We start from the raw sequence: 12,501 nt of genomic DNA on the forward strand, positions 1-12,501 counted from the left end.
CTGGATCGACCCGGACGGCGCGCTGCGCAATCTTGCCGGCGGCCCGGTCTTCATCAACGGCGCGCCTGCCGGGCGCGTCGGAGACGCGATCTCCTGCGGGGGCGCAGCAGATGAAGGATCCACACCGTAATCATCGGCTGAACCAATCCAGTTTGAGGCGGACTCCCTCTGTCGACCTGCGCCTCCGGGCGGCGCGAATGTGCAGGGAGATCGCGGATCCTGCAATTTGGTCGAATCCGGCGCTGTTACCGCGCACAATGCGCGTTCAGCTTTCGTTCTCGACAGCATGGTGACAGCGCGCCGGAGGTGTGGTATGAAAAAGCCATACCGAAAAGGAAGATCCGCACATGGCCGCCGTGGAAAAGCGTACCTTCAGCCTACCACCCGAACATACCGCCTTCATTGACGAGTTGGTTGCCTCGGGCAGCTACGCTTCGGCCAGTGAGGTAGTCCGAGCTGGGCTCCGAGCACTCCAGGAGCGCAATGCAGCCGTGGAGCGCTGGCTGCGCGAAGAGGTCGCCCCAGTCTATGACGCCATGGAGGCCGACCCTAAACGGGGCCGGTCAGCGGATGAGGTGTTTGGGGCCATCCGTGAACGGCATGCCAAGGCCCTCGCGGGCCGCTCGTGAGGGAGCGCCGCGTCGTCTTCGCGCCGGAGGCCGGCGAGGATCTTGTTGGGCTCTATGACTGGATCGCAGTAAGCGGTCGCAGGCCAGCACGGTCAGTTTGGCTTTACGGCCTGAGGTTCCACGGCAGCAGGTCGTCGATGCGGCTTTGCGGGTGGCCGTTGGCAATCGCGGTCAAGGTGGCCCTCAGATATGCGAAGGGCTCGACACCGTTGATTTTGCAGGTTTCGATGAGGGAGGCGATGCGGCCCCATGCGATACCGCCTTCGTCGTGACCGGCGAAGAGCGCATTCTTGCGATTGAGGGCGATGGGGCGGATCAGGTTTTCAACTCTGTTTGAGTCGATCTCGACGCGGCCGTCGGTCAGGAAGGTCTGCAACCCATCCCATTGATTATGGATGTAGGTCAGCTTTTCGCCCAGCCGGGATTTGGCGGAGATTTTCCGACGCTGCGTCTGAAGCCATTCGCCGAAGGTTGCCACCAGCGGCACAGTGCGAGCCTGACGGGCGGACATGCGCTGGCCGGGCGATATGCCGCGGATGTCGGTCTCGACGGCATAGATCTCAGCGATCTGGCGCAGGCCCTCGGCGGCAATCTCCGAGCCATCGCGGTCGAAGACCTCCTTCAGCTTGCGCCTGGCATGCGCCCAGCAATGGGCCACCCGAATGGGGGCGCCGCCCTTGCGCGAGGGTTTGGTCAGCCGGTTGTAGCCGGTGTAGCCATCGACTTGCAGGATGCCGTCGAAGCCGGTGAGGAAGGTTTCGGCATTCTCGCCCGCACGGCCGGGAGCATAGAAGTAGACCACACCGGGCGGGTCTTCGCTGCCCCAGGGGCGGTCATCGCGGGCGAGCGCTCAGAGATATCCGGTCTTGGTCGTCCCGCGCCCAGGGTCCAGCACCGGGGCGGTGGTTTCGTCCATGAACAGCTTGCCGGATCGTTTCAGATGCTCGGCCAGCCGGTCCACCACCGGCTTCAGGTGGAAGGCGGCCTTGCCGACCCAATCGGCCAGCACGGCGCGGTGCAGATCAAGGCCGGCCCGCGCGAGGATCTGGCTCTGGCGATATAATGGAAGGTGATCCGCATATTTGCTGACCAGCACATGGGCGAGCGTGGCCTCGGTCGGCAGCCCTCCTGTGATCAGATGCGAGGGTGCCGGGGCCTGCGTCACCCCGTCGGTGCAGGTCCGACAGGCGTATTTCGGCCGCACGGTGACGATGACCCGCAACTGGGCCGGCACGATGTCCAGGCGCTCCGAGCGATCTTCGCCGATCATGTGCATGACACCGCAGCCGCAGGGGCAAATCAGGCTGTCAGGCTCGATGATTTCCTCGATACGCGGCAATGCGGCCGGCAGGTTGCCGATGGTGCGCTTCGGCGCGGGCTTGGTTGCACCGTCGCCCCCTTTGGCGGAACGGGTTTCTTTCTCGGCCTCGACCTCGGCCAGCGCGATGGACAAGTCCTCGAAGGCCAGCTGCCGCTCGTCCTCGGACAGCTTTTCCGACCGTTTGCCATGCAGGGCATGGTTCAGCTCAGCGATCAGGTGCTCCTGCCGCCGGGTGATTTCCGTCAGCGCCGCCACCGTTTCCATCAACGCCTGCACCGCCGCGCGTTGCGCAGGCGGGATGGTGGACAGATCAAGAGCGGGGACGGCCTGCATGGCCGGAAGCTATCACTAAACCCCAGCAAAAACACGCAAAACCAACCCGTTGGTTCACTCTGCCGCAACTGGCGGGTGCGCGTCCAACGCCTTCACCTTGCGCCAGTCCAGCCCGGCAAACAGCGCCTCGAACTGGGCATGGTTCAACGCGATCAGCCCATCTTTGATCGCAGGCCAGGTGAAGCCGCCCCCCTCCAGTCGCTTGTAGGCCATCACCAGACCAGTGCCGTCCCAGTAGAGCAGCTTCAATCGATCGGCGCGGCGCGAGCGGAAGACAAAGACCGTGCCGGTGAACGGATCCTTGCGCAGCACCGACGACACCAGCGCCGCCAGCCCGTCATGACCTTTCCGGAAGTCGATCGCTTTCGTCGCAACCATGATCCGAACCCGGTTCGACGGGAAGATCATGTGCCAGTCGTCAGCGCGCGGGCCACCGAGGCGATCCGATCTGCCGAGGCCCCGGCTTCCAGGCGGACGGTCACGGCACCGACGACGATCTCGACCCTGTCCGCCACAGGCCGCACGACGACAGACGGCGGCTCGGCGCCCGGGCCCAGCACCAACGTCGCGAACTCTACAGGATCTTCCGGCGCGGGCAGAGCCAGCCGCCCTTTCCGCGCCAGCGTTCGCCACGATGAGACATGGTTTGCAGGCACCCCGTGCCGTCGCGCCACATCATTCACTGTTGCGCTAGGCTTCAGCGTTTCCGCCACTTCCGGTTCCGACGGCCTCGACCGCCAACCGGGAGAACCTCCAATGCAGCCTCCATGGAGAAACTCCGTCCTGATCATCACAAACAAAGTCCCTTTCCGCCAGGACAGCGAGGTCGGGTTTCCCTGTGTTCTTCACCCGCAGCGGCGCTCTTCCGATGCTGGTCCGGAGCAATCGCGACCGCCAGGTGAAGCCGCCAAAGCGGCTCGTTTCTCTGTGAAGAAGGACGCCGTGCATCCGCGACTATGAACGGCGGCCGCACGGCGAGGCAGTCCCAACAGGCTACTGCGCTGCCGCCTTCACCGCAGCGAAGGCCTGATCGGCGAACGCGCCCAGGGTGCCCTTCTGCTGGCGATAGTCGATGCCTTGGACCACGCTCACCGTGGTGTCGCCGACCGCGATGCATTGCACGATGAAGGCGCCATTGCCGTCAGCGCCGCCGCTGATGGTGACCAGTTGATCGGGATAGCTCTGGGTAGCGCTGCGCAGCCCGGCCTGGGTGGCAACCTCAACGACGGCCTTGCTGCAGGTCTCGATGCTCAGCTGTGCGGCTGGGGTGCGCTCGACGTGATAGGTCACATTGAAATCGGCATCCTGCGCGGCGGCGGGGAAACCGGAGCCGAGCAGACCCAGAGCCCCAAGAAGCCATGCGGAACGTGTCATAGGGAGATCCTCCTTCGTCCAATCGCACTCATGCTACCGCAGCGAGGACGTCACCTTTAAGAGCGATTGCCAAGTGTTGGCGGGTATCGGCGGAAATGCTCCGCTCCGGGCCGAGAGGCGCGGCTCGTTCCCCTTCCGGTGACGCCGTCGTCCGAACTTCGGTGACCGCGTGGTGACCGCGGACATCTTCGGAAATGGTGACAAGATGTCGGGAAGGGTATGAAAAAGGCACTAAGGGGTTGTTAAACCTGCCTTAGCGCCTTTGAAATCATGGTGGGCGATAACGGATTTGAACCGCTGACATCTTCGATGTGAACGAAGCGCTCTACCGCTGAGCTAATCGCCCGATTTCGGCTAGATAGCCACAGTCAGCCGGAGCTGCAAGAGGCTTTGGATGAAAATATTTTCCCGCACGCTCCCAGCTTCTGGTGACATGGCCACCCCAGCCAAGGCACTTTGCGTGAGCGACGTCGACGCCGGCTTTCAGCTTTGTTCTGCCATCCCCGCAATGACGCTTTTCGTCTGGTGACACCCCGCATGGGTATTGTTGCAGAAGTCAGCCTTTGGCCGGATGCGCCCCTTTCCCCGTTGACCTCATGCCGTGCGTTGGATCTTGGCGCTGCCGAGGGCATTGAAGCTGTTGATGATTGCAATGCGGGTCTGGATTTCGGCTGTCTGGCGGTCTAGGTCTCCGGCGCGTCTTCGTCGATCCGAGGTGGATCTTGCACCAGACCCGCCGCCTGGGGCTGCCATGCCGGCTTGCGTGCCACGCGCCTTCGCCGTCGCCTCGGAGGCTCCTGCTATCGATCCGCAGGTGCAGCGGCCCCTGGAGTCGCGATCCGGGATATTCGCGACCAGCGTCTTCTGGCGTCGCGACAGCGGCTGAAGTCGGACATCGACCGCCCAGGCCCGGCCAGTCTCGGGACGCTCTCGACGAACTCGGTCGTCTGCCGCAACGCCATCCCGGACGACACCTTTAGAGAGAGGCGGGTCCGGATGGTGGGGTCGCTGTAAGTCCGCTGCCGCCCGCGCCGGCCTGTCTGCACGGCATCCCAGCCCACGGTGGGCATGGTGGGATCGAATCGGATCGTCAGCAAGCCTAATGGCGCCTTCATCGTGCAATGCATCGCGGTCGGCGACACCACGGTGAGCGTGGTCCAGGGCATCGACTATCACCAGCAGAAGGGCACCCTGGGCGCGTTCGCCGATCAGGCCTTCGCGGCGGTGAAGGCGGCAGCGCAATAGCCTGTTGGGACTGCCTCGCCGTGCGGCCGCCGTTCGTGGTTTCGGATGCACGGCGTCCTTCGTCACAGGGAAACGAGCCACTTCGGCGTTGTCAGGCTGCGACAAGATGGGGCTGTTGCAAGTGCAGCGAAGGCCTCAGAGCGGCCGGCTATCGCCGAAACGTGCCGCACAGCAGCAACTCCTTGGAACCGGAGAAGGCGATGCCGACGGGTTACTCCTGTTCGCCGTCGTTATCCCCCAAGATAGTCTATGAAGCGCTGGAACAGTTCGGACTGGCTGGAAATACCAAGGCGCTTATAGATGTTGTAGCGGTGTTGTTTTACCGTGCCTTCGGTGATGTCTAGATTGCTGGCGATCGAGATATTGCTGTGCCCGCGCAGGATCAGCTTGGTCACCGCCTGCTGGGCGGGGGTCAGCACGTGGAAAGCTGCGCTGAACACCTCTTCGCTGTCCAAAGCCGGATTGCTGGTCTGGTCGCTGCCGCACGAAACATCCCAATGCAGACGTAAGCTGGCTGCGATCACGGGCAGTAATTGACGCAAACGCTCGGCCTCGGCTTCGTTGAAGCAAGCCCCGCCGCGGTTACGCATCAGCGAATAGGTGGCCGTGAAGCGGCCGGTCAGCGGGACCACATAGCCGATCTCCTCGACCAAAGTGCCGGCTTGGTCCGAGATACAGGGGTGGACCTCTTGCGACCAGGCGAATTCGGTATCGTAATAGGCGTCCGGCGCCAGATCCCGCATCCGCCACAAGCCTTCGGGGATGTCGCCGATGCTGGCGGCATAGAACGGGTCCAACAGATAGGCACCGCGAAGATATGACTGCAGGGCGCGACGATCCACCGTTTCGCTATAGCCGTCGTGAATCACCACCGGGGACTTCTGGGCCGAGAATCCGAAGACGCAGCTCATGTCGAAATCGGCACCGATCCGGGTCAGTCGATCCAGCGCAGCGCCATATCCGGTAGCTCCGGTTTCGGCGAACAGATCGGCAATCGCCTGGCTCATATCCCGGGCGATCATATGACTTTCGCCATATGGAGTTTCATCCTCATCGTCCTAGGTTTCCTCCTGTCCGGCCTAGGGAGAGATCGGACCCTTGACCATAGATGCGAAAAAATGCCGGGCGCGCAAGCCCGCCCGAGGAGGATGACGTGACAGCAAGATTGCAAGGGAAAACCGCCCTGATCACCGGGGGCGCCGGGGGTTGTGGGCTGGCCGCATCCGAACGCTTTGCAGCCGAGGGCGCAAGGGTAGGCATCGTGGACCTTCCCGGCAGCCAAGGCGCAGAGGTCGCGCAGCGCTTGCGTGATGCGGGACATGAGGCGATTTTTGCGCCCGCCGACGTGTCCGACGCGGATCAAGTGGCGCAGGCCGTGGCCGCTGTCCAAGCGGCATTCGGCCCGATCACCGTGTTGATGAACCACGCGGGCATCCTGGCCGCCCTCCCTTTCCTCGAGACCAGCGAGGAGGAATGGGATCGCATCATGGCAGTGAACGTGAAAAGCATGTTCCTGGTCACCAAGGCCGTGCTGCCCGGCATGATCGCAGCGGGCGGTGGCAGCGTGATCTGCACCTCCTCGATCTCGGCCGTGGTCGGCACACCGATGGAGGTGCTTTACTGCACCAGCAAAGGCGCTTGCCACATGTTCGCGCGCGCCATCGCCGTCGAGTTCCGTGACCGGGGGATCCGCTCGAACGCGATCTGCCCCGGTTTCATCGCGACCTCCCACGGGCTGCGCGAGATCGAGCTTCTAGGCAAGCAAGGCGTCGATGTTTCGGAAAGCATGATCGCCGGTGCCCAAGGTCGGCTCTGCAAGCCCGAGGAGGTCGCCGCAGCAGCCCTTTTCCTGGCCAGTGACGATGCCAGCTTCGTCAATGGCGCGCATCTCTTTGCCGACAATGGCTACACCGCGATCTGAACCAAAAACCAACAGGGATAATGACATGAACACCTCATCGCATGGTATGACCGTCAACGATTTCGGCCTGGAACATGCCCATTGGCGCAACTGGGTCGGCAACCAGTCCTGTGTTCGCGCGGCACGCGCTGCTCCGCAAAGCGAGGACGAGCTTTGCACCCTGATCGCCGGCGCCACCGCAAAGGGCATGAATGTCCGCGTCGCCGGTTCGGGCCACAGCTTCACCCCGGTCGCGCTGACCAGCGGGCTGCACCTCACCCTGGCCGGCATGACGGGCGTCAAGCACATCGACCGCGAGCGGCGGCGCGTCACCGCATCGGCCGGAACCACGATCAACGAGCTGGTCAAGGTGCTGAAGGCCGAGGGCCTGTCGATGATCAACCAGGGCGACATCGACAGCCAGGCCATCGCCGGCGCATTGACCACCGGCACGCATGGCACCGGCGCGACCCTGCCGGTGCTGGCCGACGCCATCGTTGGCATGAAGCTGGTGCAACCAGACGGTTCGATCCTGGTGGTGGACGAGACGACGCCGGACCTGCTGCTGGCCGGCCGCGTCTCGCTGGGCCTTTTGGGCGCGATCTCGGAAATGACGCTGCAACTGACCGACAGCTATCGCCTGCGAGAGCGGATCTGGCGCGAGGATTTCGAATCCGCCATGGAAATGCATGACGAACTTGCCGCGAAGCACCGGCATTTCAGCTTTTTCTGGTGTCCCTACGAGGAAAGCCGTCATTGCTATTGCCTGCCCGACACCGCGGCGACCTCGAAATCCGGCCGTACCACCGATGTCTGCGAGATGAAGGTGATGGACATCACCGACGAGGAACCCTTCGAGGCCGAGTTCGAGAAGGTGGCCTACAGCTCGGACGTCTATCCCATAGAATATGTCGCGAACTTCCACGAGCTGGAATATGCGGTGCCGCGCGAACACGGCAAGGACGCGGTGCGCGCCGTGCGCCGGCTGATGCTCGAGGATTTCCCCGACGCGATCTATCCCATCGAATACCGCTTTACCGCCGGGGACGAGGCCTGGATGAGCCCGTTCCACCGTCAGGACAGCGTGACGGTCTCGGTCTCGGGCGAGCCGGGTAAGGATTACTGGGACTATCTGCGCGCGGTGGACAAGATCCTGCGCGGCTATGGCGCACGGCCGCATTGGGGCAAGATGCATTTCCTGACCGGCGAGGACGTGACGGCGATCTACCCCCGCGCCGAGGATTTCCGCGCGCTGCGCCGCAAGCTGGACCCGCAGGGCTTCTACCTGAACGACCACCTGTCGCAGCTGTTCCGCTGAGGCCCAGCCGGGCGGGACGGGAGGCCCGCCCCTTTTCAAGGGAGGACGAACCATGGCCCATATCGGGACATTTGTTATCTATATCATCATGGCCTCTGCGATGATCGGCGCCATCGCCTCGATTATCGACAGCGAAAGCCCATTGGGCCGCGAATTCAGTGCCGGGCTGCATGCCATCGGCTATATCTTCATCCCGGTCGCGGGGATCATGGCCTCGATCCCCTATTTATCGGCCTTTGTCGATGCGGTGGCGGGGCCGCTGTTTCACGCAGTCGGCGCCGATCCAGCCATGGCCGCCACCTCGATCATCGCTGTGGACATGGGAGGGTATCAACTGGCCAAGGGGCTGGCCATGACGCATGAAGGCTGGATCATGGCCTCGATCACCGGCTTCATGGCCGGCGCCACGATCATCTTCACCATTCCGGTCGGTCTGGCCATGCTGGAAAAAGAGGATCACCAGTACATGGCCGTCGGCATCATGTGCGGCGTGCTCGCGATTCCGATAGGTGTGCTGGTTTCTTGCCTGGCGCTTGGGGTCATGGATATCGCGATCCGGCCCGAGATCGCCGCCGTCGGCGAGGCCAGTCAGGCGCTTGCGATGAATACGGTGCAGGTCATGCGCAATATCGCGCCGCTGGTCGTGTTCTGTCTGGTGTTGGCGGCCTGCCTCAAGCTGTTCCCGGCGACGATGATCCGACTGTTTCTGGGCTTCGGCCGCGTGATGTATGCGGCGATCACGCTGGTGCTGGTCTTTTCCATTGTCGAGTATTTCACCGGAGCCTTCACCGCCGTCTTCGGCCATTGGGGCTTTGCGCCCATCATTGCCGATACCGAGGACCAGTTCCGCGCGCTCGAGATCGCGGGATATATCGGCATCATGCTGTGCGGCGCCTTTCCGATGGTCTGGCTGATGAACCGCTTTTTGCAGCGGCCGATGAAATGGGTCGGCGCGCGTTTGGGCCTGTCTCCGGCCGGGACGGCGGGGCTGCTTGCGGCGGCTGCGAATGTGCTGGCGATGTTCCGGCTCGTCAAGGACATGCCGCCGCGCGATAAGGTTCTGGTCATTTCTTTTGCGGTCTGCGGTGCCTTCATGTTTGGTGACCACTTGGCATTCTCTGCGAACTTCCAGCCTACGATTATCCTGCCCCTGCTGCTGGGCAAGCTGTCCGGCGGAATGGTTGGGTTTGCGTTTGCGATGCGGATCCAGGGCCAAGCTCGGATTGCGGCTGCGAAAGCAACCTAGAATCAACGGGCGCGGCAGTGCCGTCCGCTGTCGCGTCCTCTGCATGCTTTCCCGCCGCCGATAGCTCCCCCCGGAACGCCTATGGCGTAGCACCAACCAATCATCATATGCATATGCAGTGATCGTCCGCTTCGTACAGGATCGCCGCCCCGCTGCCACAAAACGACCGGGTGCTGTCGTCCATAGTCACAGGGACACGAGCAGGTTCAGCCGCAGCACCGCTTCGCGTCCTTCGCCCGCCGGCGCCAGGGCAGCCATGAAAACTCCTTCAGGCTGCGACTTTCGAGCTTTTCCGCCCCACCCTCGATCCGCCATTCGACCAGTTGCGGCATCGCCAGCGTCACCCTGCCTCAGACGGCGTTGTCCTTGGACTGCGCCATTGTTTCCAACTTCTTGTTGCTCATGGGAATTGATAACGTAACCGTCCGGGCTGATCGCTCTGCCGTGGGGTGAGAGTGCGGGATAGTGTCCCCTATCGATGGTGGACAATATGGTGCTTGCATGGCGCGTGGGACGAAGCGTCTCTGGACGAATGAGGAGAAGCGGTCGATCTGCTTCCAGACGACGGCGCCAGGCGTTTCGGTGGCCCAGGTGGCGCGGCGCTATGCGGTGAACGCCAATCTGATCTTCAAATGGCTGCGCGATGCCCGTTATGCGCCGGATCCTGTGGCGGTTCCATTCTCGTCAGAGGAGGCACGCTTTCTGCCTGTAGAGATTGTCGCCGAGACCAGGTCGGCCTTGACCGCACCTGCCACCGAGAACCACATCGAGATCGACCTGGCAGGCGGCCACCGGATGCGGATCAGCGGGAGCTATGATCCGGAGGCGCTGGCCCGACTGATCCGGGGACTTTCGGCGTGATCCCGGTGCCGGCCAGCACGCGGGTCTGGCTGGCGGCCGGGGTGACGGACATGCGCAAGGGTTTTGCGGCCTTGGCGGCGCAGGCCGAGGCGGTGCTGAAGCAGGATCCGTTCGCCTGGCATATGTTCGTGTTCAGGGGGCGCCGGGGCGATCTGGTCAAGGTCATCTGGATGCGTGCCGACGGCTATGCCGGGCTCAACGATCTCTACCGTTCCGGCGCCATCCGCGAGGTCGCCTGCATGGCCCATGTCCGACGCAAGTTCGTCGACATCCTCCGGTCGCAAGGTTCGCCGATCGCTGAGGAGACCGTCGGCCGGATCGCACAGCTTTATGCCGTATTCCTGAGGGATCCGCAGACCAGCCCATGCCGATCATGGGTCGCATCCATTGCGACATCGCGCCCGGCGGTGGCGCAACGCCAGGACAAGAGGGTTTCGGCGGCATCTCCCAGAGCCTCCATCCGGTGACCAAAGCGTGTGCGCACAAGCCTTCGCGGGCCGTGGCAATGGATGGTCCATTGCAGCCGGCCGACCGACATCGACACCGGAAAGCTGAGCACAGACTTGTCGCTTGCTGGCGTAGACGTACCGCGCAGCAGAATGTCGCAATGCGGCCGGAACGGCGCGAGGTCGCTGTCCTCGAGCAATTCTTCGTCCAAAGCGTCAAGAACCGGTAGAAAATTGACGGCTTGCTGCTTTTCGGCCAGCACGGGCAGACCCGTCACCGGCAGATCCAGCGTCAGGCGCATCGCGACCAACCCAATGCTCGATTCCTTGCGCATCGCGCAGGAAATATCCAGCGGTTTCGAAAGGGGTTTGGTTCGTGATGTGCCGCATGCGCCGAACTCAGTTCAGGTCGATCCAGGCAGCGGACAGGGCGATGTCGCGGTCCGCCCGCTGCACGATCCGCTTGTCCTCCAGCCGAATGGTGCCATCCGCCAGCAGGTGGTTGACCGCATCGCCGTTGCGGATGGAACAGGCGCTGGCGGCGTTCGTCCCAGTTGATCCGGTCCAGCAGGGCAACCAGCTTTTGCAGCATGTTCGACCTGATCACCCGTAACGGATTTCAGGATCGCGTTGCCGTCGAATTGTGGCGTCATCGTGCCTCGCGACCTGCTACGCGGTCTGGCCTTCGTTCATTCTGCGGATTGCCCGACCTGTTCGCGCAGCGCGTCCAGCACGAGCCGGTCGACAAAAACCGAGTGCATCGCCAGCCCCATGGCCTCGGCGCTTTCGGGATAGGCGCTCAGCGAGGAATACCCCACCACATCGGCGGGGCCGAGCACGAAGAACCCCCGCGCGCCCATCTTGCGCCCCTCGGTCCAGTCCAACCGGTCGAGGAAAAGCCCCTGCACCGCATCGGGGGCAAAGCCCTTCAGCCGGTTCTCGTTCATCGGCTTGCGCGAGAACTGCACCTGAGGCGCAAGGTTCTGCATCAGCAGATCCGACATCGCGGTGGCGATGTCACGCAGCGGCGCGTCCTTGGCCTTGGCGCCGGCGGGCACCGCAATGCCGAAGATGCCGATGGCGCTGTTGCCGCCCTCATCGGCCTTGTCCAGCCAGATGGCGGCGGACACCGGCGCGGCCGAGCCTGTGTCGCTGCCGAAGGCCTGCCAATGCTCCGGCAGCGGATAGCGCAGGCTCGCGCCCGAGGGCAGCCGCAATTCGTGCTGCCGCAGCCCCTCGATGATCGGGTCCGCGCTTTCCTGGGTCTGGAACTCCAGCGAGCCGACCATGGCGGCGATCCGCGGCGCCTGCGCGTCGAAATCCTCAAGCGTGGTATCGGCGCGCAGGATCAGCAGGTCGGTGCCGCGCCGCCAGACGCTGATCCGTGTCCTGTGGCCAAAGCCGCTGTCATCCTCGCCGGTCATCACCTCGCCGAAATCGCGCGCATCGCCATCGACGCCGTAATTCTTGGGCCCCCATGACCGCGCCAGCAGGCGGCCGTAATCCGCGGCAATCGCCACGCGCTCGGGCAGGATGCTGGCGCAATAGACCGAGATTTCAAGCTGGTCGCGGTCCTCGGGCCTATAGCCCAGCCAGAGGCGCTCGAACCGCGTGAACAGGCCCGCCGCGTCGAAATCCCTGACCGGCTGCGGGCTTTCGAACCATTCAAGCCCCTCGGGCAGGGCGGTGCGGAATTCCAGACCGGGAAAGTCCGGCAGCGCCAGCGCCCGATCCGAGAGCGCGGCCTTGCTGCGCGTCAACGCACCCGTGCCCGAATTGTCCTGTGCCATTGTCATTCTTCCGTTCAATATCAGCGATGCTGCGGCAA

14 protein-coding genes, 1 tRNA gene and 3 pseudogenes are annotated in these 12,501 nt (G+C 63.4%); 7 read left to right on the forward strand and 11 right to left on the reverse strand.

The annotated features are described in order from the left end of the window. Positions 1 to 347 precede the first annotated feature (347 nt). The gene (locus JCM7685_RS07275) at positions 348 to 629 is read left to right on the forward strand and encodes a type II toxin-antitoxin system ParD family antitoxin (RefSeq protein WP_074971248.1); all 282 of its coding nucleotides are present in this window, start codon (positions 348 to 350) and stop codon (positions 627 to 629) included. Between the two features lie 103 nt (positions 630 to 732). Here JCM7685_RS07275 and tnpC read toward each other — a convergent pair. From tnpC to JCM7685_RS07300, 6 genes and pseudogenes are all read right to left on the reverse strand, one after another. Next, positions 733 to 2,214, reverse strand: a pseudogene (gene tnpC, locus JCM7685_RS07280) (IS66 family transposase). A 123-nt stretch (positions 2,215 to 2,337) separates the two neighbouring features. Then, complete coding sequence (gene tnpB, locus JCM7685_RS19560) at positions 2,338 to 2,691, reverse strand: IS66 family insertion sequence element accessory protein TnpB (RefSeq protein ID WP_074971155.1); 354 nt, start codon at positions 2,689 to 2,691, stop codon at positions 2,338 to 2,340. Then, the gene (locus JCM7685_RS19565; RefSeq protein ID WP_074971169.1) at positions 2,688 to 2,996 is read right to left on the reverse strand and encodes a transposase; all 309 of its coding nucleotides are present in this window, start codon (positions 2,994 to 2,996) and stop codon (positions 2,688 to 2,690) included. The genes tnpB (JCM7685_RS19560) and JCM7685_RS19565 overlap by 4 nt, the downstream gene beginning before the upstream one ends. A 280-nt stretch (positions 2,997 to 3,276) precedes the next feature. After that, positions 3,277 to 3,657, reverse strand: a complete 381-nt coding sequence (locus JCM7685_RS07290; protein ID WP_074971157.1) for a DUF6180 family protein — start codon at positions 3,655 to 3,657, stop codon at positions 3,277 to 3,279. A gap of 271 nt (positions 3,658 to 3,928) precedes the next feature. Beyond that, positions 3,929 to 4,003: transfer RNA gene (locus JCM7685_RS07295), tRNA-Val, on the reverse strand. 363 nt (positions 4,004 to 4,366) lie between these two features. Further along, positions 4,367 to 4,757 (reverse strand): annotated as a pseudogene (locus tag JCM7685_RS07300) (transposase); the annotation flags it as partial. Here JCM7685_RS07300 and JCM7685_RS20220 point away from each other — a divergent pair. Beyond that, positions 4,726 to 4,902, forward strand: a complete 177-nt coding sequence (locus tag JCM7685_RS20220) for a DUF6180 family protein (protein WP_170848999.1) — start codon at positions 4,726 to 4,728, stop codon at positions 4,900 to 4,902. The pseudogene JCM7685_RS07300 and the gene JCM7685_RS20220 sit on opposite strands and share 32 nt — an antisense overlap. 230 nt (positions 4,903 to 5,132) lie before the next feature. On the opposite strand, the gene JCM7685_RS07305 is transcribed toward JCM7685_RS20220, so the two are convergent. Next, positions 5,133 to 5,924, reverse strand: a complete 792-nt coding sequence (locus JCM7685_RS07305; RefSeq protein WP_083412979.1) for a helix-turn-helix transcriptional regulator — start codon at positions 5,922 to 5,924, stop codon at positions 5,133 to 5,135. A gap of 131 nt (positions 5,925 to 6,055) precedes the next feature. Between JCM7685_RS07305 and JCM7685_RS07310 the strand changes: the two genes are divergently transcribed. From JCM7685_RS07310 to eutH, 3 genes are read left to right on the forward strand one after another with little or no spacing between them, the layout of a single operon-like run. Continuing rightward, complete coding sequence (locus JCM7685_RS07310; RefSeq protein ID WP_100526114.1) at positions 6,056 to 6,823, forward strand: SDR family NAD(P)-dependent oxidoreductase; 768 nt, start codon at positions 6,056 to 6,058, stop codon at positions 6,821 to 6,823. Positions 6,824 to 6,848: 25 nt separating this feature from the next. Next, on the forward strand, positions 6,849 to 8,120 hold the full coding sequence (locus JCM7685_RS07315; RefSeq protein ID WP_074971163.1) for a D-arabinono-1,4-lactone oxidase: 1,272 nt from the start codon (positions 6,849 to 6,851) through the stop codon (positions 8,118 to 8,120). A 52-nt stretch (positions 8,121 to 8,172) separates the two neighbouring features. Continuing rightward, positions 8,173 to 9,366 (forward strand): ethanolamine utilization protein EutH, encoded by a 1,194-nt coding sequence (gene eutH / locus JCM7685_RS07320; protein ID WP_074971165.1) that lies wholly within the window; start codon positions 8,173 to 8,175, stop codon positions 9,364 to 9,366. Positions 9,367 to 9,572: 206 nt separating this feature from the next. Here the strand turns inward: eutH and JCM7685_RS20525 are convergent, their stop codons facing one another. Further along, the gene (locus tag JCM7685_RS20525) at positions 9,573 to 9,698 is read right to left on the reverse strand and encodes a hypothetical protein (RefSeq protein ID WP_269458825.1); all 126 of its coding nucleotides are present in this window, start codon (positions 9,696 to 9,698) and stop codon (positions 9,573 to 9,575) included. A 169-nt stretch (positions 9,699 to 9,867) separates the two neighbouring features. Between JCM7685_RS20525 and tnpA the strand changes: the two genes are divergently transcribed. Continuing rightward, entirely contained in the window at positions 9,868 to 10,227 is a 360-nt protein-coding gene (tnpA, locus tag JCM7685_RS07325; RefSeq protein WP_074971167.1) for an IS66-like element accessory protein TnpA, read from the forward strand. After that, positions 10,224 to 10,694 (forward strand): IS66 family insertion sequence element accessory protein TnpB, encoded by a 471-nt coding sequence (gene tnpB / locus JCM7685_RS20715; protein ID WP_100526050.1) that lies wholly within the window; start codon positions 10,224 to 10,226, stop codon positions 10,692 to 10,694. The genes tnpA and tnpB (JCM7685_RS20715) overlap by 4 nt, the downstream gene beginning before the upstream one ends. Here tnpB (JCM7685_RS20715) and JCM7685_RS20720 read toward each other — a convergent pair. The 3 genes and pseudogenes from JCM7685_RS20720 to JCM7685_RS07340 all read right to left on the reverse strand — a co-directional run. Then, positions 10,679 to 11,008, reverse strand: a pseudogene (locus tag JCM7685_RS20720) (DUF2169 domain-containing protein); the annotation flags it as partial. The gene tnpB (JCM7685_RS20715) and the pseudogene JCM7685_RS20720 overlap by 16 nt on opposite strands. 64 nt (positions 11,009 to 11,072) lie before the next feature. Next, positions 11,073 to 11,249 (reverse strand): hypothetical protein, encoded by a 177-nt coding sequence (locus JCM7685_RS19855; protein WP_170849004.1) that lies wholly within the window; start codon positions 11,247 to 11,249, stop codon positions 11,073 to 11,075. A 113-nt stretch (positions 11,250 to 11,362) separates the two neighbouring features. Next, a complete protein-coding gene (locus JCM7685_RS07340) occupies positions 11,363 to 12,463 on the reverse strand; it encodes a hypothetical protein (RefSeq protein ID WP_100526051.1) in 1,101 nt (366 codons plus the stop codon). Positions 12,464 to 12,501: the final 38 nt, after the last annotated feature.

This window comes from Paracoccus aminovorans, from assembly GCF_900005615.1.
Classification (GTDB): Bacteria; Pseudomonadota; Alphaproteobacteria; order Rhodobacterales; family Rhodobacteraceae; genus Paracoccus; species Paracoccus aminovorans.

What these genes read in the sequence shown, in the direction of transcription:
- JCM7685_RS07290 (WP_074971157.1), bottom strand. Translation starts at nt 3,657, where the DNA reads ATGACACGTTCCGCATGGCTTCTTGGGGCTCTGGGTCTGCTCGGCTCC.
- JCM7685_RS07305 (WP_083412979.1), bottom strand. Translation starts at nt 5,924, where the DNA reads ATGATCGCCCGGGATATGAGCCAGGCGATTGCCGATCTGTTCGCCGAA.
- tnpA (WP_074971167.1), top strand. Translation starts at nt 9,868, where the DNA reads ATGGCGCGTGGGACGAAGCGTCTCTGGACGAATGAGGAGAAGCGGTCG.
- eutH (WP_074971165.1), top strand. Translation starts at nt 8,173, where the DNA reads ATGGCCCATATCGGGACATTTGTTATCTATATCATCATGGCCTCTGCG.
- JCM7685_RS20220 (WP_170848999.1), top strand. Translation starts at nt 4,726, where the DNA reads ATGGTGGGATCGAATCGGATCGTCAGCAAGCCTAATGGCGCCTTCATC.
- JCM7685_RS07340 (WP_100526051.1), bottom strand. Translation starts at nt 12,463, where the DNA reads ATGGCACAGGACAATTCGGGCACGGGTGCGTTGACGCGCAGCAAGGCC.
- JCM7685_RS07275 (WP_074971248.1), top strand. Translation starts at nt 348, where the DNA reads ATGGCCGCCGTGGAAAAGCGTACCTTCAGCCTACCACCCGAACATACC.
- tnpB (WP_074971155.1), bottom strand. Translation starts at nt 2,691, where the DNA reads ATGATCTTCCCGTCGAACCGGGTTCGGATCATGGTTGCGACGAAAGCG.
- JCM7685_RS20525 (WP_269458825.1), bottom strand. Translation starts at nt 9,698, where the DNA reads ATGCCGCAACTGGTCGAATGGCGGATCGAGGGTGGGGCGGAAAAGCTC.
- JCM7685_RS07315 (WP_074971163.1), top strand. Translation starts at nt 6,849, where the DNA reads ATGAACACCTCATCGCATGGTATGACCGTCAACGATTTCGGCCTGGAA.